This window comes from Kribbella sp. NPDC051936, assembly GCF_040680955.1.
Classification (GTDB): Bacteria; Actinomycetota; Actinomycetes; order Propionibacteriales; family Kribbellaceae; genus Kribbella.
The window spans coordinates 651049-668846 of sequence record NZ_JBFAXS010000005.1; the positions used below are offsets into that span (position 1 = coordinate 651049).

Here is a 17798-nt window from a genome sequence, read left to right on the forward strand (position 1 = left end):
CCGACCGGTTATCCACACGCCCTCCTAGACTTGGCCTCCTGATGAGCGACCTCTCCTTCGCCGAAGTGTCGGCACGGCTCCAGCAGCGCTGGCCGGAGCACAAGATCGAGCCCTCTCTGGAGCGCGTCCAGCGGCTCGTCGAGCTGCTCGGCGACCCCCAGAAGGCCTACCCGGTGGTGCACCTGACAGGCACCAACGGAAAGACGTCCACGGCCCGGATGATCGACACCCTGCTGCGCGAGGCCGGGCTGCGTACCGGCCGGTTCACCAGCCCGCACCTGGAGTCGGTGCGGGAGCGGATCACGCTCGACGGCGAGCCGATCAGCGAGGAACTGTTCGTCGAGGCGTACGAGGAGATCGCGCCGTACCTGGACCTCGTCGACGCCGAGCAGGAGCACCCGCTGACGTTCTTCGAGGCGATGGTCGGGATGGCGTACGCCGTGTTCGCGAACACCCCGGTTGACGTCGCGGTGATCGAGGTCGGCCTCGGCGGGACCTGGGACGCCACCAACGTCGCCGACGGGACGGTCTCGGTGATCACCCCGGTCGCGGTCGACCACGCGCACCTGCTGGGCGCGGATCCGGTTACGATCGCCGGCGAGAAGTCCGGCATCATCAAGCCCGGCGGTACGGCGGTGATGGCGCAGCAGAGCCTGGACGTCTTCGAGGTCCTGCTCCGCCGGTCCGCCGAGGTGGGCGCGCAGGTGGCCCGCGAGGGGATCGAGTTCGGCGTCGTCAGCCGGACGCTCGCGGTCGGCGGCCAGGTCGTCTCGATCAAGGGCCTCGGCGGTGAGTACGACGAGCTGTTCCTCCCGCTGCACGGCGAGTACCAGGCGCACAACGCCGCCACCGCGGTCGCGGCCGTCGAGGCCCTGCTCGGAGCGAGCCCGGAGACCGAGGGCCGGGTCACGACCGAGCTCCTCCAGGCCGGCTTCGAGCAGATCACCAGCCCGGGTCGCCTCGAGGTGGTCCGGCAGAGCCCGACGATCGTCGTCGACGCCGCGCACAACCCGCACGGCGCCGAGGCGACCGCGGCCGCGGTGTCGGAGGCGTTCCAGTTCCAGCCGCTGATCGGCGTCCTCGGCTGTATGAAGGACAAGGACGTGTACGGCGTCCTCGAGGCCTACGAGCCGATCATGGAAACCGTCATCTGCACCCGGAACAGCTTCGTCGAGCGGTCGATGCCGGCCGAGGAGCTCGCCGAGCTGGCGGCCGAGGTGTTCGGCGAGGAGCGGGTGCTGGTCCGCCCGCACCTGATCGACGCGATCGACGACGCGATCCGGCTCGCCGAGGAGAACGCGGTCGCGTTCGGCAGCGGCGGCGTACTGATCACCGGCTCCGTCATCACCGCCGGTGAGGCGCGGGCGCTGCTGGTCCGCAAGGGCAAGGACCAGACATGAGGTCGCTCGCGTCGATCGTGCTCGCGTTCGAGTCGGTCGTCCTGGCCCTGGTCACCCCGGTGATGATCTCGGTCGCCGACGTCCGCCCCGCGGTGGCCGTCCCGGTCTGCGTCGGGTTGTTCGCGCTGGCGCTCGTCGCGACCGGTCTGCTCCGGTTCCGGGCCGGCTACGTGCTCGGCTCGCTGGTCCAGGTCGGCGCGGTCGGGCTCGGCTTCGTCGTCCCGGTGATGTTCGTCCTCGGCCTCGCCTTCGCGGCCTTCTGGGTCGCCGCGATCGTCCTCGGCCGCCGCATCGAGGAGACCAAGAGAGCGCAGGAGCAGCTAGGCTCAGCCGGCCAGACCACTTCGAAAGAGAGTTGACAGATGTCGCAGCGCACCCTGGTCCTGCTCAAGCCCGACACGGTACGCCGTGGCCTGATCGGTGAGGTGCTGGGCCGGTTCGAGGCCAAGGGGCTCCGGATCGTCGCCATGGACCTGCGCACGATCGACGGCGAGCTGGCCGACCAGCACTACGCCGAGCACGTCGAGAAGGCCTTCTACCCGCCGCTGCGGGACTTCGTGGTCAGCGGCCCGATGGTCGCCATGGTCCTCGAGGGCGACGAGGCGATCGAGGTCGTCCGCGCGCTGAACGGCGCCACCGACGGCCGCAAGGCCGCGCCCGGCACGATCCGCGGCGACCTGTCGCTGTCCAACCGCGAGAACCTCGTGCACGGCTCCGACTCCGAGGAGTCCGCCGCCCGCGAGATCAAGATCTGGTTCCCCGACCTGCCGTGAACCAGCCCGGACTCCCCGACCCCGGCGTCCTGCACCCGATGCCCGGCCAGTCCCGGGTGGTGCTCCTGAAACCGCTCGTCACCTCGCCGCTGATCGAGGTCGGGGAGTTCTCGTACTACGACGACCCGGACGACCCGACCGCGTTCGAGACCCGCAACGTGCTGTACCACTACGGCCCGGAGAAGCTGGTCATCGGCAAGTTCTGCGCACTGGGCGAAGGCGTCCGCTTCGTCATGAACGGCGCCAACCACCGGATGGACGGCCCGTCGACGTTCCCGTTCCCGATCATGGGCGGCTCCTGGTCCGAACACTTCGACCTGATCACCGGCCTACCCGGCCGCGGCGACACCGTGATCGGCAACGACGTCTGGCTCGGCTACCAGACCCTGGTGATGCCCGGAGTGCGGATCGGCCACGGCGCGATCGTCGCCTCCGGCTCGGTCGTGACCACCGACGTCCCCGACTACGGCATCGCCGGCGGCAACCCGGCCAAACTCGTCCGCCGCCGCTACAGCGACGCCGACGTCGACCGCCTGCTCGCGATCGCCTGGTGGAACTGGCCCCTGGACCACCTCACCAAGTACCTCCCGACCGTCATGTCCGGCACCGTCGACGACCTGGAGAAGGCCGCCGAATCGCTGTAATTGCAAGGCCGTTGCGGACTGCAGGTGCTCGGACCGATACGATCTGTCTTGGGCGGACGGGTCGTGTCGGTCCACGGGCTGTGCGCGGGGCGCGTTTAGCCTGGTCGGGGGTCGAGTGGGAGGTGCCGCGGTGGCGAACAGCATGCTGGGCCGCGACATGGCGGTCGATCTCGGGACGGCGAACACGCTGGTTTACGTGCGTGGCCGGGGCGTCGTGCTGAACGAGCCGTCGGTGGTGGCGACCCGGACCGACGAGCCGCAGGAGGCGGTCGCGTTCGGTCACGAGGCGAAGAAGATGATCGGGCGGACGCCGGGCAACATCACCGCGATCCGGCCGCTGAAGGACGGCGTGATCGCCGATTTCGACGCCGCCGAGCAGATGCTGCGGTACTTCATCCAGCGCGTCCACCGCCGGCGGTACTTCGCGAAGCCGCGGATCGTGGTCTGCGTGCCGTCCGGGATCACCGCGGTCGAGCAGCGCGCGGTCCGCGACGCCGGGTACATGGCCGGCGCCCGCAAGGTGTACATCATCGAGGAGCCGATGGCCGCCGCGCTTGGATCCAATCTCGAGGTCCGCGACGCGACCGGCAACATGGTCGTCGACATCGGCGGCGGGACGACGGAGGTCGCGGTCATCTCGTTCGGCGGGATCGTGACGAGTCAGTCGATCCGGGTGGCCGGCGACGCCATCGACAAGGCGATCGTGAACTACTGCAAGAAGGAGTTCTCGCTGCTGCTCGGCGAGGCCACCTCGGAGCAGATCAAGATGACGATCGGGTCGGCGTTCCCGACCACCGACGGCCCGGACAGTGAGATCCGCGGCCGGGACATGGTCTCCGGCCTGCCGCGCACCGTGAAGGTGTCGTCGGCGGACATGCGGCAGGCGATCGAGGAGCCGATCACCGCGATCGTCGACGCGGTCAAGGCGACGCTGGACAAGACCCCGCCGGAGTTGGCCGGCGACATCGTCGACCGGGGCATCGTGCTGACCGGCGGCGGCGCGCTGCTGAAGGGCATGGACGAGCGGCTGCGGCACGAGACCGGCATCCCGATCCACGTCGCCGAGAACCCGCTGGACGCCGTCGTGCTGGGCGCCGGCAAGTGCGTCGACAACATCGAGACCCTCAACCGCATCCTGGTCACCGACAACCGGCGCTGAGGTAGCAGGCGATGCTCAAAGACCTCGGTACGCCGTCGACCCGGAGCGCGTTCCGCTCGGCCGGGGAGGCCCCGCTGCGTTCGGCGGGTACGCCGCGCGAAGTGCGCCGCCGCCGGACCGTTCTGCTGCTGGTGGTCCTGGCCTGTTTCACGCTGATCGTGCTGGACGCCCGCCGCTCGGCCGGATCCCCGGTCGAGCCGTTGCGGGAGGCCGCGGCCGGTGTCTTCGGCCCGCTCGAGTCCACCGCCACCTCGGCCCGGCAGCCTGTGGACAACCTCCGCGACCGCTTCGCGGAAATGGATAGGTTGAAAGCAGAGAACGAAAAACTGAAGAAGGACAACGAGGAACTGACCAGGGAGCTGAACACCTCCGACTACGCCCGCAACCGGGCGCAGGAGCTGGACAAGCTGCTCAAGGTCGCCCCGGCGTACACGATGACGCCGGCCCGGGTGATCGGCATCGGTGGCGCGCAGAACTTCAGCCACACGGTGACGATCGACGCCGGGACGGCGGACGGTGTGCGCACCGACATGACGGTGCTGAACGGGACCGGTCTGGTCGGCCGGGTGGTGCGGGTCACCCAGGGGACCGCGACCGTCTTGTTGATCGGCGACCGCAACTCGACCGTGGGCGGCCGGCTGAATGCGACGATGGCGCTCGGTTTCGTCTCCGGACGGGGAGACGTGGCCGGCACCCTCGACTACAAGCTGGTCGACCCGAAGGCGCGGCCGAAGGCCGGCGACCGGATCGTCACCTGGGGCTCGAGCGGCAACGCGCCGTACGTGCCGGGTGTCCCGATCGGCGTCGTCACCTCGGTGACGCCGAACCAGGGCGCCCTCGGGTCCACCGCGACCGTGAAGCCGTATGTCGATCCGACCCGGATCGACACCGTCGGCGTGGTGACCGGGCCTCCCGCCCGGCCGCCGCGCGCACAACTCACCGGGAAGGGGAACTGACGTGATAGCACTGCGCATCGGGTTGGCTGCCCTGTTCCTGATGATCGCCGTCACTGTGCAGACGTCCGTGCTGACGAACATCGCGGTCGCCGGCGTGACCTGCGACCTGACGCTGATCGTGGTGATCGCGCTGGCGCTGTCCCGCGGCCCGGAGTGGGGTGCGATCGCGGGGTTCGCCGGCGGCCTGATGCTCGACGTCGTGCCACCGGCCGACCACACCGCCGGCCGCTGGGCGCTGGGCCTGGCCATCGCCGGCTACGTCGCCGGGCTGATCCGCCGCGAGACGTCCGGCAGCCCGGTCGGGCCGCTCGGTGTCGCGTTGACGGTCGTGCTCGGGACCGCGATCTCGTTCTTCCTGTACTGCGCCACCGGATCGCTGCTGCACGACCCGACGGTCGACTGGAGCGAGTTCGGCGTCCGCCTCGGCATCGCCGCCGGGTACGACGTGGTCGGCGCGATCGTGGTGATCCCGCTGGTCATGTGGCTCATGGGCCGCCTCAAACCAGCTCGTGAGCGCAGGCGAGTCACGCCATGAACGAGCGAAGCGAGTTCATCATCAAACACAGTGCGTCTCGTGCCTCATCCGCGCCCGGAGCGAAGCGAGGACGCGGATGAGCTGGGACGGTTTCGAGGCGCCGCTGAAGGCGCGGCTGCGGTTGCTCGTGATCGGGGTGCTGGTCTTCTCCTTGCTGTGCACGCTGTTCGGCCGCCTCTGGTACATGCAGGTGATGTCGAGCGCCGACTACAGCCAGGCGGCAACCCAGCAGCACATCCGCCAGGTCCTGATCCCCGCCCCGCGCGGCACTGTCGTCGACTCGCAGGGCCGGACGCTGGTCGGCAACCGGGTCTCGGTGGTGATCACGGTCGACCGGTCCGTGCTCGCCAAACTCCCGGACAGCCAGCAGAACGTCGTCCTCGCCCGGCTCGCGAAGGTGCTGGGCCAGAAGCCGAAGGACCTGAAGGCGCGCACGATGCTGTGCGGTGAGCCGGGCGCGTCCAAACCGCCCGCCTGCTGGAACGGCACGCCGTACCAGCCGATCCCGGTCGCGAAGGACGTCAGCGAGCAGGTCGCGATCGAGGTGATGGAGCGCCGCGAGGACTTCCCGGGGATCGCCGCCGACTCGCAGACGCTGCGCGCCTACCCCTCGCCGTTCAAGGTGAACGCGGCGCACATCCTCGGCTACCTGTCGCCGATCACGACCGAAGAGCTCGAGGACATGGACAAGGCCGGGCAGGACTCGGTGCCGCACCGCTCGGACCTGGTCGGCCGGGCCGGCGTCGAGCGGTCGTACGACAAGCTGCTGCGCGGCACGCCCGGTGAGAAGGACGTGATCGTCGACGCGGTCGGGTACACCACCGGCATCAAGAAGCAGACCGCTCCGGTCCCGGGCGCCACGCTCGTCACCACGATCGACGCGCGGATCCAGGCCTCGGTCGAGGCGCAGCTGAAGAACGCGATCATGACCGCGCGGAAGCAGTACGACAAGATCACCAAGAAGAAGTACGTCGCGGACTCCGGCGCCGCGGTCGTGATGGACACCAAGACCGGCCGAATCGTGGCGATGGCCAGCTACCCGACGTACGACCCGGGCGTCTGGGTCGGCGGCATCACCCAGCGCGAGCTGGACGCGCTCTACTCGACCAAGTCCGGGACGCCGCTGGTGTCCCGCGCGCTGCAGGGCCAGCTGGCGCCGGGGTCGACGTTCAAGCCGATCACCACGGCCGCGGCGATGGGCGCCGGGTACAGCCCGAAGACGCGGCTCGACTGCTCGTCGTTCTTCGAGGTCGGCAACCGCAAGTTCAAGAACTACGAGTCCGCGTCGTACGGGATGATCGGCTTCGACCAGGCGCTGGCGCTGTCCTGCGACACGTTCTTCTACCGGATCGCGTATGCGCTGTGGCTCAAGGAGGGCGGCAATTCCAGCGACGTCACGACCCGCGACCCGTTGGTCGAGATGGCGCAGAAGTTCGGGCTCGGCAAGCCGACCGGGATCGACCTGCCCGGCGAGGTCAGCGGCCGGATCGCGGACCGCAAGTGGAAGAAGACGTACTACGACGCGCAGAAGGACTACTACTGCAAGATCGCGGACAATCCACCCGCCGGGACGTCGGCGTTCCTGAAGCAGTTCGCCCGCGAGTTCTGCGTCGACGGGTACAAGTACCGCGCCGGTGACGCGGTGAACTTCGCGATCGGCCAGGGCGACACCACGCTCACCCCGCTGCAGCTCGCGACCGTCTACTCGGCGCTGTCCAACGGCGGCACGCTGTACGAGCCGCGCGTCGTCCAGTCCTGGATCGGCGCGAACGGCAAACCGCACGAGATCAAGCCGGTCGTGAAGGCGAAGCTCCCGGTGCCGCGGAACACCTTGAAGTACATCGACACCGCGCTGAAGCAGACCACGGTGTCGGGCACGGCGGCGTGGAAGTTCCAGGGCTTCCCACTCGACAAGATCCCGGTCCGCGCCAAGACCGGGACGGCCGAGGTCTACGGGAAGCAGACCACGTCGTGGCTCGCGTCGTACACCGATCGGTATGCCGTGGTGATGATGATCAGCCAGGCCGGTACCGGTTCGGGCGCCGGCGGTGACGCGGTCCGCAAGATCTACGAGACCCTGTACGACATCAAGCCGGCGCCGCCCGCCCAGCAGAAGCCGGGGCAGTGAGATGGCGCTCCTGACTCCGATCCGGACCCGGCCGCGGATGGACCGCCGGTCGACGGTCTGGCACGTCGACTGGGTCCTGGTGCTGAGCGTGGTTGCGCTGTCGTTCCTCGGCGCGATGCTGATCTGGTCCGCGACCCACAACCGGACGTCGCTGACCGAGGGCAACCCGGACGCATTCCTGATCCGGCACGCGCTGAACTTCGCGATCGGCCTGGTGCTCGCGGTCGGCGCGGCGATCACCGACCACCGCCGGGTCCGGATCCTCGCCCCGCTGCTGTACGTCGCCTCGGTGATCGGCCTGATCCTGGTGCTTGTGCCCGGCGTCGGCTCGACGATCAACGGGTCCCGGTCGTGGATCCAGCTGCCGTTCATGTCGATCCAGCCGAGCGAGTTCGCCAAGCTCGCGGTGATCGTCGGCATGGCGCTGCTGATCGCGGAGAAGAGCGAGACCGACCGTCACGAGGACGCCCGCACCCTCGACGTCGCGCAGGCGGTCGCGGTCGCCGCCGTGCCGGTGGTGCTGGTGATGCTGCAGCCGGACCTCGGCACGGTGATGGTGCTCGGGTCGATCGTGTTCGGGATCATCGCGGTCTCCGGCGTCCCGAAACGCTGGATGCTGGGGCTGCTCACCGCGGGCGTGCTGGTCGCGGCGATCGCGATCAAGCTGCAGGTGCTGAAGACCTACCAGATCGACCGCTTCACCGCGTTCATGCACCCGTCGTCGGACCCGCAGGGCATCGGATACAACGTGAACCAGGCGCGGATCGCGATCGGCAACGGCGGTGTGTTCGGGCAGGGCCTGTTCCACGGCGGCCAGACGCAGAACGCGTTCGTCCCCGAACAGCACACCGACTTCGTGTTCACGGTCGCCGGCGAGGAGCTCGGGCTGATCGGCGCCGGCGCGATCATCGTGCTGTTCGCGATCATCCTGTTCCGCGGGTTGCGGATCGCGGTGAACGCGCGGGACGTGTTCGGGCGGCTGGTGGCGACCGGGATCGTCTGCTGGTTCGCGTTCCAGGCGTTCGAGAACATCGGGATGACACTCGGCATCATGCCGGTCACCGGCCTGCCGCTGCCGTTCGTGTCGTACGGCGGCTCGTCGATGTTCGCCTGCCTGCTCGCGATCGGCCTGCTGCAGAACATCCACCTCCGCTCGCACCGCTACTGACCCGCCGACTGACAGGTCAGGTACGCTGCTCCCTGCTCGGCCCCCGCCCGGAGCTCGGAAGGTCCGCCCCATGACGAGGTTTGTGATGCTCGCCGTTCTCGTGCTGTCGCTGTCCGCCTGCGGCGGAGGTGACGACAAGCAGAGCGCCGCGCCGCCGGCCGCCACTCCGACGCCGAGCCCGACGGCCTCGACACCGGCCGCGCCCGTCGCCCGGACGACCGCCGAGCTCACCAAGGCGCTGCTGGAGCTGGCCGATCTGCCGGGCGGCTTCACCGAGGACAAGGAAGAGCCCGACGAGGACGCCAAGCCGTTCTCCTCGCCGAGCAGCCGCTGCAAGACGCTCGTGAAGTACCTGAACGCCACCAAGGCGCCCGGCTCCAAGGCCAGCGTGGCGCGGACGTTCACCGGCGGTCAGGAAGGCCCGTACATCGACTTCGGCCTCGACTCGATGAGCACCGCCGAGCAGGTCGCCGAGCTGCGCGACTCATACGCCGAGGCGGTCGAGTCGTGCCCGAAGGTGACGCTCAAGACCGACGGCGCCGGCAGCACGTCGATGAAGGTCGAGGCGATCACCGCCCCGGAGTACGGCTCGAAGCCGTTCGCGTTCCGGCTCACCGGCACCAGCGGCCCGAAGCGCGGACTCGAGTACGCCGCTGTCGTGACCGGCGTCGACGACGTGATCGTGTCGGTCGGCGTTCTCGCCGGCCAGGGCACCGAGCTCGACGCGGCCACCGAGGCAGCGGTCACGAAGGCCCGCCACGTGCTGGAGCCGGCGTGACCGGCGTCACAACCCTCGTCGTCACGCCGGCCGTGGGGCGGACCGTCGTGTTGGCATGGAACAACGAATGGATTTCAGCAGGATCGCCCCGGCCGCCTTCCGGGCCGTGTTCGGCGTGGAGAGCTATGCCCAGAGTCAGGTCGACCACACGCTGCTGCACCTGATCAAGGTGCGTGCGTCGATGGTCAACGAGTGCTCGTTCTGCGTGGACATGCACACCACCGACGCTCTCAAGGACGGCGAGACCACGCAGCGACTGTTCGGGCTCGCCGCGTGGACCGAGTCGCCCTTCTACGACGAGCGCGAGCGGGCTGCCCTGGCCCTGACGGACGCGGTCACCCTGCTCGGGCGCGGCGGCGTGCCCGATGACGTGTGGGACGCCGCAGTCGCGCAGTTCGGCGAAGAGGGCACCGCGCACGTGCTGCTCGCGATTGGCATGATCAACCTGTGGAACCGCCTGATGATCGCGACCCGGAAGCTGCCGGAGGTCACGGGCTGACGAGCACGCTGACCGAGTTCGCGTCGGCGCGCGGGATGCTCGCCGGGCTCGCGTACCGGATGCTGGGGAGCTGGCACGACGCGGAGGACGTGCTGCAGGACGCGTACGTCCGCTGGTCGGCCGCGGACCGTACCGACGTGGCTGAGCCGCGCCGCTACCTGACCCGAGTGGTGACGCGGCTGTCGGTCGACGTATTGCGAACCCGGCAGGCGCGCCGCGAGAGCTACATCGGCGAGTGGCTCCCCGAGCCGGTGCCGGCCGACACCCTCGAGCTGGACGACGTGTCGCTGGCGCTCCTGCACCTGATGGAGCGCCTCACTCCTCCGCAACGCGCCGTCTATGTGCTGCGGACCGCGTTCACCCTCCCGTACGAGGAGATCGCCGAGATCCTCGACCGTACGCCGGAGGACTGTCGTCAACTGCACCGCCGGGCCCGGCAGGCTCTCGACGACGACCGGCCGCGGTTCCGCCCGTCCGCGACCGAGCAACGCCGCCTGCTCCTGGACTTCGTGGCCGCCGCCCGCGAGGGTGATCTCGCACGTCTGGAGTCGATGCTCAAGGACTCTGTGACGTCCTGGACCGACTCCGGCGGGCGCCTCCGTGCCGCCCGCAGGCCGGTCATCGGCCGCGAGAGGGTCGCGCGCTTCTTCGCGCACATCTACACCCGCCCCGGCTTCACCGTCACCGCGGTGGACCTGGCCACCGGGCCTGCCTTGAAGGTCCTCGTCCGCGGCGAGCCGCACGTCCTCACCGTGTACACCGACGGCTCCGGGATCACCGCGATCCACCTCCAGGCCAACCCGGAGAAGCTGTCAGCGGTAGAGCGGTAAGGCGCCCGTGAGCGAGTCGATCGACGGGCGCGGGCCGTAGAGCGCGAGGCCCAGGTACTGGATGTCCTCGGGCTTCGTCCCGGCGAGCGTGCTGGACATCTGTTCGTAGGTGCGCGCCCGCTGGGCCACCTGGTGCATGTCGTGGACGGTGACGTCCGGGCGGGCGGCCGCCTGCGCGCGGAGGGCCTGCAGGTCGTCCCCGCGGAGGATCGGGATCGGGTGGGCGCACATGCCGGTGTGCGGCGTGCCGGAAGCGTCGGCGGTGTCGGGCCCGACGGTGTCGTCGTGATGGCTGCCCAGGCCGACGCCGAGCAGGGCGGCGGTGTTGAGGGCGACGCCGATGGGAGCCTCGGTCGCGATGATCACGACCATCTTGTTCGTCAGCACGGCGAAAACCGTAGCCCGTTGGCCGATGATTCGCGGCTGATCCCGAACATCGTTCGGTGGATCTGGGAAACTGGGCGGCATGGACGAACTTGATACGGCGCTGCTGCGGATGCTGCAGAACGACGCCCGCCGCACGAACCGCGACATGGCGGCCGAGTTGAAGATCGCGCCGTCGACCTGCCTGGAGCGGATCCGCGGGCTGCGCGACCGCGGCGTGATCAGCGGGTACCACGCGGCCGTCGACCTGAAGGCGATCGACCGGTCCACCCAGGCGATCATCTCGATCAAGCTCCGGCCGCAGGCGATGGCGGTGGCGACGGCGTTCCAGGCGTACGTGATGGACCTGCCGCAGACGCTGGATATGTTCATGGTCTCCGGCGGCGCCGACTTCCTCGCCCACGTCGCCGTCAAGGACACCGAGGCGCTCCGCGACCTGGTCCTGGCCCTCGCCAAACGCCAGGAGATCGCCGACATCCGCAGCTCGGTCGTCTTCGAACACCACCGGCGCACGACGATCATGCCGCTGAGTTCGTAGGGTGGGGGACATGCGACTCAACTACGTGGAGACCGGTTCGGCCGACGCGCCCGTGGTACTGCTCGGGTCGTCGCTCGGTGCGGACCAGGGGATGTGGGCGCCGCAGGTCGAGGTGCTGGCGAAGCGGTTCCGGGTGATCGCGTTCGACCATCGCGGTCACGGCGGCTCCGACGTACCCGACGGGCCGTACGCGATCGAGGACTTGGGCGGCGATGTCGTCGAGCTGCTGGACAAGCTCGAGGTAAAGCAGGCGTCGTACGTCGGGATCTCGCTCGGCGGCGCGGTCGGGCTGTGGCTCGCGCAGAACGCACCGGACCGGTTCCACCGCTTCGTCGCGATCTGCCCGCCGTCGAACCTGGCCGCGAACCCGCAGCCGTGGACCGACCGCGCCGCGCAGGTCCGCGCCGACGGCACCCAGGCCATCGTCGACGCGACCCTGGGCCGCTGGTTCCTGCCGGAGTTCAAGGACATCGAGCCCATCCGCGACATGCTCCTGAACTGCCCCGCCGAGGGCTACGCCGCCTGCTGCGAGGCCCTGAGCAACCTCGACCTCCTCCCGGGCCTGAGCACCATCACCGCCCCCGTCCTCCTGATCACCACCGACTCCGACACCTCCGTCCCACCGGAAACCGTCGTCCCCCTGGCCGGCCAGATCCCCGGCGCCCACCTCGAAGTCATCGAGAACGCAGCCCACCTGGTCACCTACTCCCACCCCGACGTCATCAACCCCCTCCTCCTCGCCCACCTCGCCTGAATGCGGCGTACGGGCCCTCCGGCGTTAGGCTGGTAGGCGCTCCGAATCGCTGACTGGAAGTTGTCTATGACTGTGGAATCCCTGTTCCCGCGCCTGGAGGCGTTGCTGCCGAGTGTGCAGAAGCCGATCCAGTACGTCGGTGGTGAACTGAACTCGGTCAGCAAGGAGTGGGACGCGGTCAGTGTCCGGTGGGCGCTGATGTACCCGGACGCCTACGAGGTCGCGCTGCCGAACCAGGGCGTGCAGATCCTGTACGAGGTGCTGAACGAGCGGGACCACATCCTGGCCGAGCGGACGTACTCCGTCTGGCCGGACATGGAGAAGGTGATGCGGGACAACGCGATCCCGCAGTTCACGTTGGACAGCCACCGGCCGGTGCGGGCGTTCGACGTGTTCGGGCTGTCGTTCTCGACCGAGCTCGGCTACACGAACATGCTGACCGCGCTCGACCTGGCCGGAATCCCCCTGCACGCCGCCGACCGGACCGACGAGGACCCGATCGTGCTGGCCGGCGGACACGCCGCGTTCAACCCGGAGCCGATCGCGGACTTCCTCGACGCCGCGGTGCTCGGTGACGGCGAGGAGATCGTGCTCGCGATCTCCGAGGTGATCCGGGAGTGGAAGGACGAGGGCCGCCCGGGCGGTCGCGACGAGGTCCTGCTCCGGCTGGCGAAGTCCGGCGGCGTGTACATCCCGAAGTTCTTCACCGTCGACTACCTCGCCGACGGCCGGATCCAGCGCGTGACGCCGAACCGGCCGGGCGTACCGTTCCGGACCGCGAAGCACACGGTCATGGACCTGGACGCGTGGCCGTACCCGAAGAAGCCATTGGTCCCGCTCGCCGAGACCGTGCACGAGCGGTACTCGGTGGAGATCTTCCGCGGCTGCACCCGCGGCTGCCGGTTCTGCCAGGCGGGCATGATCACCCGGCCGGTGCGCGAGCGGAGCATCACCACGATCGGCGACATGGTCGAGAACGGGCTGAAGCAGTCCGGGTTCGAGGAGGTCGGCCTGCTCAGCCTGTCGAGCGCCGACCACAGCGAGATCGCCGACGTCGCGAAGGGCCTCGGCGACCGGTACGAGGGCAGCAACGTCTCGCTGTCGTTGCCGTCGACAAGGGTCGACGCGTTCAACATCACGCTGGCCAACGAGTTCTCCCGCAACGGCCGGCGCAGCGGCCTGACGTTCGCGCCCGAGGGCGGGTCGGACCGGATGCGCAAGGTGATCAACAAGATGGTCACCGAGGAGGACCTGATCCGCACCGTCGCGGCGGCGTACAGCCACGGCTGGCGGCAGGTGAAGCTGTACTTCATGTGCGGGCTGCCGACCGAGACCGACGAGGACGTGCTGGCGATCGCCGACCTGGCGAAGAAGGTGATCGCCACCGGGCGGGAGGCCTCCGGCCGGCGCGACATCCGCTGCACGGTGTCGATCGGCGGGTTCGTGCCGAAGCCGCACACGCCGTTCCAGTGGGCGGCGCAGCTCGGCCCCGAGGAGACCGACGCGCGGCTGGCGAAGCTCGGCGCCGCGATCCGCTCGGAGAAGCAGTACGCGAAGGCGATCGGTTTCCGGTACCACGACGGCAAGCCCGGCATCATCGAGGGCCTGCTGTCGCGCGGTGACCGCCGCGTCGGCCGGGTGATCGAGGCGGTCTGGCGTGACGGCGGCCGGTTCGACGGCTGGAGCGAGCACTTCTCGTACGACCGCTGGGTCGAGTGCACCGAGAAGGCCCTCGCCGACGAGCCGGTCGACCTCGCCTGGTACACGACGCGCGAGCGTGAGTACGCCGAAGTGCTGCCCTGGGACCACCTGGACTCCGGGCTGGACCGCGACTGGCTCTGGGAGGACTGGCAGGACTCGCTCGAGGAGGACGGCGCGATCGAGGTCGAGGACTGCCGCTGGACCCCGTGCTTCGACTGTGGCGTGTGTCCGCAGATGGGCACGGAGATCCAGATCGGCCCGACCGGGAAGAAGCTCCTCCCGCTCTCCGTCGTTTAGCTAGTTGCAGTAGTACGCCGGGGTCGGCGTCGTCTCGGTCTGGTCCTGCCAGTGCGCGACGCCGACGTAGTACCCGCAGCCGGTGCCTTCGTCGAACCAGGCGCCGCCGCCGGAGTACGCGTACGTCTCCGCGACGGTGGTGAACGGGCCGGACGCGCTCGAGCCCTTCTGCAGCTCGACCCGGACCTCGGTCACGCTGTTCGAGCACCCCTCGAGACCGACGGCGACGTACAGCATCAACGCCGAGTACCCGACCGACTTGGCTGTCACCAGATCGCACGCCTGCGTGCCGGAGGTCGAGGCCTGGGCCGGCGTCGCCACGGCCAGACCGGCGACGGCAGCAGCAGCGGCCGCGACCGCACCAACGAGTTTCCGCATCTGAGCACCCTTCAGTTGGAAACCTACAGAGTGTCAGCAGATTAGGTCACTCGGTTACAACCGTCGAGTCCTTCGGCGTGGCGTGGAGCAGCAGTTCCGTGAGCAAAAGATCGTCAGCGCTGCCCAGAACGAGGTCGGCGGCCGCCACCGCGGTGGCCTGCACGTACGGATTGGGGATGGCGACCGCGTACATCCCGGCCGACTGCGCCGCCGCGACGCCGTGCGCCGTGTCCTCCACCGCGACCGCCCACGGCACGCCCAGCCGCCGCAGGGCCAGCTCGTAGATCGCCGGGTCGGGCTTGTGCGCGGCCACCTCGTCGCCGGTGACGATGTGGTCGAACAGGTCGACCGCGCCCACCCGCTCCAGGTGCGGCCGCACCCACGTACGCGGTGAGCTGCTGGCGATCGCGACCTGGAGGCCCAGCTCCCGCGCGGTCGCGATCCAGTCCCGGATCCCGGCCCGGAAGTCGAGCTCGGCGTGCAACCGGTTCCGGTGCGCGACGCGCCGGGCGTGGCTCGCCGTACGGTCGAAGCCGGCGCCGACGGCCGCGGCGAGGACGGCGTACCGCTCCTCGGTGATGTCGCCGCCGTGGCCGGGCCAGAAGCCGGTCAGGTCGAGCTCCAGGCCGTGGTGGGCCCACTCGGCCTGCCAGCTCTCGACCATCGTCGTCTCGGTGTCCATCAGCAGGCCGTCGAAGTCGAAGACGATCGCCGGTACGTCGACCGGCACCAGCCGGGTCGCCAGCCGATGGATCTGGGCCGCGCTCAACCCCAGCCAGGACAGGTACGCGCGCACGCCGCCGAGCTCGTCGAGATGCTCGAGCGATCCGATGATCGTCTCCGGGCGGGTCCGGGAGAACTCGGGCCCGTCCTGCGTGCCGAGGTGGACCTCGCTGATCGCGTAGTCGGCGGCGATCTCGGCGCGCGGCACGCCGGCCAGCTCGAGCAGCACCGCGACGGTCAGACCGGTCCGGTCCTTGCCCGCCTTGCAATGCACCACCACCGGCCGGTCCGCGGGCGCGTCCGCGATCGCGGCGAAGATGCGGCCGACGTGGGCAGCGTTCCGCGTCAGGCTGTTGCGGTAGACGTCGAGCAGCCGCGGCTCGGCTTCCGGATCCCGCAGCCGCTCGGCGTCCGGGTCGATCCAGGGGATCCGCCGGTACGCCGGTGTGCCGTCGAGCGGATGTGGTTGCTTCAGCTCCCAGTCGGACCGCAGATCGAGGACGAGCCCCGCGTCGAGAGCGACGAGTTCGTCGTGCACGGTGCCGAGCGCGTCGGTCCGCACCAGCGCCCGCGAGCGCGTCGGTACGCCGTACCGGGTCGGAAGTCCGCCGACGTCACGCGCATTCGGGCTCCACATGCCCGTCAGCTTAGGCCCTGTCTGGTGATCCATCGCCTACTGCGGGGCACTCGGCACGGCACCTCGCCGCACGGGTGCAAAGGCCACGATGCTCCGCATCGAGACCTTCGCCCCCGCACGCCGATGCACCGCACCGAGCACCTCCTCGCTACGGCGCTGGATCACCAGACAGGACCTAGGACAACGCCTCCCAAGGACTCGAAGTCGTGCCAGCTTCCGTCGAACGCCTTGTGGGTCAACGCGGAATCCGTGCCGACCGCGAAGACGTCGAGCCGGCCGGGCCCCCAGGCGACCACCGAACCCGCCGGTTGCGGACGCCGGCGAGCGGCCGCGAGCTCCAGCCAGCCGGCCAGCGCGGCGATGTTCATCCGCAGGATCTCGGCGGCGAACGCCCAGTCGACGAAGGCGAGGGTGTCGTTCGCGGAGTGGATGTGGCCGTTCGCGCTGTCGCCGCCCTCGATCGTCAGCACGGCGGGTATCCCCGCGGTGATGAACGGGACGTGGTCGCTGGCGAAGGGGTTCAGCGAGGTCTCGACGTGCAGGCCGGTGTACGTCGCGGCGGCGGTCGCCAGCGCGCCGATCTGTGCGGACGACACCGCCGCGCCTTCGAGCAGGACGGTCGGTGTCGCGGTGTTCCGGGTGCCGATCATGTCCATGTTCAGGACCGCGCGGACCCGGGTCCGCTCGGCCGGCGGCAGCGCCGCGACGTACTGCTTGCTGCCGAACAGGCCCTCCTCCTCGCCGCCGAACAGGATCAGCCGGAGGTCGTGCTGCCAGGTGCTGCCCGCCAGCAGCCGGCCGAGTTCGAGCACACCGGCCGAACCGCTCCCGTTGTCGTCGGCGCCCGGCGCCGCCGCGGCCGAGCCGCCGGCGAGGTTGATCGAGTCCAGGTGCGCGGTGACGATCACGAGTCCGCGGTTGGTGCCGGCGCCCGCCCGGTCGCCGACCAGGTTCGCCGACTGCCCGGCGCCGACCGTGATCGGCGTCCGGCCCGTCTGGTAGCCGAGGGCAACCATCCGGTCGGCGGCGAAGTCCATCGCCTGCGTGAATCCGGCGCTCAGCGAGTGCCTGGTCGGCAGGTTCGCGAGCCAGGTCAGGTCGTTCTGGTACGACGCCGTGGACACGTCGGCGACCAGGTCCGCGACGAACGGATCCGCGCGCGCGGGGACGACGGGAGGGACGTCGACGACCGTGGTGCCGGCGCGGAGGGGCTCGATCCGCCAGCAGTTGTTGGACCGTCGACGCGGCTTGTCGGCGGCCGAGATCACCAGATGCCGACCGTGATCGAGCACGGGGGCGACGTCCGGGTAGTCGTTCTGGAAGCTCCGGCCCATCTGTGTGACGAGCAGCAGGCCGGGCGCGGTGCGCGAGGCGCGGCCGAGGCGCTGGTCCGCGGGCACCCAGAGCAGGGTCTTGTCCCCGAACCGCGCCGCCCGCGCCCCTCCCGCGGCATCCGCGGTCGGTACGACGAGATAACGCACAGGTCCAGCGGTCATGTCACTCCTCCCCGCCCCGG

General features: G+C 69.7%; 19 protein-coding genes. 15 read left to right on the plus strand and 4 right to left on the minus strand.

From position 1 onward, the window contains the following. The first annotated feature begins 41 nt into the window (after nt 1-41). The 12 genes from AB0L64_RS20810 to AB0L64_RS20865 all read left to right on the plus strand — a co-directional run bounded on the left by AB0L64_RS20810 (nt 42) and on the right by AB0L64_RS20865 (nt 10870). Nucleotides 42-1400 carry a folylpolyglutamate synthase/dihydrofolate synthase family protein gene (locus tag AB0L64_RS20810; protein ID WP_363712283.1) on the plus strand — a complete coding sequence of 453 codons (1359 nt, stop codon included), beginning with the start codon at nt 42-44 and terminating at the stop codon, nt 1398-1400. After that, nucleotides 1397-1759 (plus strand): DUF4233 domain-containing protein, encoded by a 363-nt coding sequence (locus tag AB0L64_RS20815; protein WP_359937904.1) that lies wholly within the window; start codon nt 1397-1399, stop codon nt 1757-1759. Before AB0L64_RS20810 ends, AB0L64_RS20815 begins: the two co-directional genes overlap by 4 nt. A 3-nt stretch (nt 1760-1762) precedes the next feature. Next, nucleotides 1763-2173, plus strand: coding sequence for a nucleoside-diphosphate kinase (gene ndk / locus AB0L64_RS20820; protein ID WP_359937901.1), 411 nt, complete (start codon nt 1763-1765; stop codon nt 2171-2173). Beyond that, nucleotides 2170-2817 carry a CatB-related O-acetyltransferase gene (locus AB0L64_RS20825; protein WP_363712286.1) on the plus strand — a complete coding sequence of 216 codons (648 nt, stop codon included), beginning with the start codon at nt 2170-2172 and terminating at the stop codon, nt 2815-2817. The genes ndk and AB0L64_RS20825 overlap by 4 nt, the downstream gene beginning before the upstream one ends. A gap of 142 nt (nt 2818-2959) precedes the next feature. Next, complete coding sequence (locus tag AB0L64_RS20830; protein ID WP_167219028.1) at nt 2960-3976, plus strand: rod shape-determining protein; 1017 nt, start codon at nt 2960-2962, stop codon at nt 3974-3976. Between the two features lie 11 nt (nt 3977-3987). Then, nucleotides 3988-4932: a rod shape-determining protein MreC gene (mreC, locus tag AB0L64_RS20835; RefSeq protein ID WP_363712288.1), complete on the plus strand. Its 945-nt coding sequence runs from the start codon at nt 3988-3990 to the stop codon at nt 4930-4932. Between the two features lies 1 nt (nt 4933). Further along, the gene (gene mreD, locus AB0L64_RS20840) at nt 4934-5467 is read left to right on the plus strand and encodes a rod shape-determining protein MreD (RefSeq protein WP_359937892.1); all 534 of its coding nucleotides are present in this window, start codon (nt 4934-4936) and stop codon (nt 5465-5467) included. A gap of 76 nt (nt 5468-5543) precedes the next feature. Then, nucleotides 5544-7595, plus strand: coding sequence for a penicillin-binding protein 2 (mrdA, locus tag AB0L64_RS20845; RefSeq protein ID WP_363712291.1), 2052 nt, complete (start codon nt 5544-5546; stop codon nt 7593-7595). Between the two features lies 1 nt (nt 7596). Next, nucleotides 7597-8763 (plus strand): rod shape-determining protein RodA, encoded by a 1167-nt coding sequence (rodA, locus tag AB0L64_RS20850; RefSeq protein ID WP_363712293.1) that lies wholly within the window; start codon nt 7597-7599, stop codon nt 8761-8763. 70 nt (nt 8764-8833) lie between these two features. Further along, complete coding sequence (locus tag AB0L64_RS20855; protein ID WP_363712295.1) at nt 8834-9541, plus strand: hypothetical protein; 708 nt, start codon at nt 8834-8836, stop codon at nt 9539-9541. A 67-nt stretch (nt 9542-9608) separates the two neighbouring features. Further along, nucleotides 9609-10040, plus strand: coding sequence for a carboxymuconolactone decarboxylase family protein (locus tag AB0L64_RS20860; RefSeq protein ID WP_359937880.1), 432 nt, complete (start codon nt 9609-9611; stop codon nt 10038-10040). Next, complete coding sequence (locus AB0L64_RS20865) at nt 9989-10870, plus strand: sigma-70 family RNA polymerase sigma factor (RefSeq protein ID WP_363712298.1); 882 nt, start codon at nt 9989-9991, stop codon at nt 10868-10870. Before AB0L64_RS20860 ends, AB0L64_RS20865 begins: the two co-directional genes overlap by 52 nt. On the opposite strand, the gene AB0L64_RS20870 is transcribed toward AB0L64_RS20865, so the two are convergent. Beyond that, on the minus strand, nt 10853-11257 hold the full coding sequence (locus AB0L64_RS20870; protein ID WP_363712300.1) for a DUF2000 domain-containing protein: 405 nt from the start codon (nt 11255-11257) through the stop codon (nt 10853-10855). The genes AB0L64_RS20865 and AB0L64_RS20870 overlap by 18 nt on opposite strands. A gap of 79 nt (nt 11258-11336) precedes the next feature. Between AB0L64_RS20870 and AB0L64_RS20875 the strand changes: the two genes are divergently transcribed. From AB0L64_RS20875 to AB0L64_RS20885, 3 genes are all read left to right on the plus strand, one after another. Then, a complete protein-coding gene (locus AB0L64_RS20875; RefSeq protein ID WP_363712301.1) occupies nt 11337-11792 on the plus strand; it encodes an Lrp/AsnC family transcriptional regulator in 456 nt (151 codons plus the stop codon). 10 nt (nt 11793-11802) lie between these two features. Further along, nucleotides 11803-12546: a 3-oxoadipate enol-lactonase gene (pcaD, locus tag AB0L64_RS20880; RefSeq protein ID WP_363712303.1), complete on the plus strand. Its 744-nt coding sequence runs from the start codon at nt 11803-11805 to the stop codon at nt 12544-12546. 66 nt (nt 12547-12612) lie between these two features. Beyond that, nucleotides 12613-14544, plus strand: a complete 1932-nt coding sequence (locus tag AB0L64_RS20885; RefSeq protein WP_363712305.1) for a TIGR03960 family B12-binding radical SAM protein — start codon at nt 12613-12615, stop codon at nt 14542-14544. On the opposite strand, the gene AB0L64_RS20890 is transcribed toward AB0L64_RS20885, so the two are convergent. The 3 genes from AB0L64_RS20890 to AB0L64_RS20900 form a co-directional block, all read right to left on the minus strand. Next, on the minus strand, nt 14545-14922 hold the full coding sequence (locus tag AB0L64_RS20890) for a hypothetical protein (protein WP_363712307.1): 378 nt from the start codon (nt 14920-14922) through the stop codon (nt 14545-14547). Nucleotides 14923-14968: 46 nt separating this feature from the next. After that, a complete protein-coding gene (locus AB0L64_RS20895; protein ID WP_363712309.1) occupies nt 14969-16282 on the minus strand; it encodes an HAD-IA family hydrolase in 1314 nt (437 codons plus the stop codon). 161 nt (nt 16283-16443) lie between these two features. Beyond that, nucleotides 16444-17778 carry a M20/M25/M40 family metallo-hydrolase gene (locus AB0L64_RS20900; protein ID WP_363712311.1) on the minus strand — a complete coding sequence of 445 codons (1335 nt, stop codon included), beginning with the start codon at nt 17776-17778 and terminating at the stop codon, nt 16444-16446. Between the last annotated feature and the right edge of the window lie 20 nt (nt 17779-17798).

Bases quoted from the DNA above. Each gene is read 5' to 3' on its own strand.
- AB0L64_RS20810 (WP_363712283.1), top strand. From the start codon at position 42: ATGAGCGACCTCTCCTTCGCCGAAGTGTCGGCACGGCTCCAGCAGCGC.
- AB0L64_RS20815 (WP_359937904.1), top strand. From the start codon at position 1,397: ATGAGGTCGCTCGCGTCGATCGTGCTCGCGTTCGAGTCGGTCGTCCTG.
- ndk (WP_359937901.1), top strand. From the start codon at position 1,763: ATGTCGCAGCGCACCCTGGTCCTGCTCAAGCCCGACACGGTACGCCGT.
- AB0L64_RS20830 (WP_167219028.1), top strand. From the start codon at position 2,960: ATGCTGGGCCGCGACATGGCGGTCGATCTCGGGACGGCGAACACGCTG.
- mreC (WP_363712288.1), top strand. From the start codon at position 3,988: ATGCTCAAAGACCTCGGTACGCCGTCGACCCGGAGCGCGTTCCGCTCG.
- mrdA (WP_363712291.1), top strand. From the start codon at position 5,544: ATGAGCTGGGACGGTTTCGAGGCGCCGCTGAAGGCGCGGCTGCGGTTG.
- rodA (WP_363712293.1), top strand. From the start codon at position 7,597: ATGGCGCTCCTGACTCCGATCCGGACCCGGCCGCGGATGGACCGCCGG.
- AB0L64_RS20855 (WP_363712295.1), top strand. From the start codon at position 8,834: ATGACGAGGTTTGTGATGCTCGCCGTTCTCGTGCTGTCGCTGTCCGCC.
- AB0L64_RS20860 (WP_359937880.1), top strand. From the start codon at position 9,609: ATGGATTTCAGCAGGATCGCCCCGGCCGCCTTCCGGGCCGTGTTCGGC.
- AB0L64_RS20875 (WP_363712301.1), top strand. From the start codon at position 11,337: ATGGACGAACTTGATACGGCGCTGCTGCGGATGCTGCAGAACGACGCC.
- pcaD (WP_363712303.1), top strand. From the start codon at position 11,803: ATGCGACTCAACTACGTGGAGACCGGTTCGGCCGACGCGCCCGTGGTA.
- AB0L64_RS20885 (WP_363712305.1), top strand. From the start codon at position 12,613: ATGACTGTGGAATCCCTGTTCCCGCGCCTGGAGGCGTTGCTGCCGAGT.
- AB0L64_RS20890 (WP_363712307.1), bottom strand. From the start codon at position 14,922: ATGCGGAAACTCGTTGGTGCGGTCGCGGCCGCTGCTGCTGCCGTCGCC.
- AB0L64_RS20895 (WP_363712309.1), bottom strand. From the start codon at position 16,282: ATGTGGAGCCCGAATGCGCGTGACGTCGGCGGACTTCCGACCCGGTAC.
- AB0L64_RS20900 (WP_363712311.1), bottom strand. From the start codon at position 17,778: ATGACCGCTGGACCTGTGCGTTATCTCGTCGTACCGACCGCGGATGCC.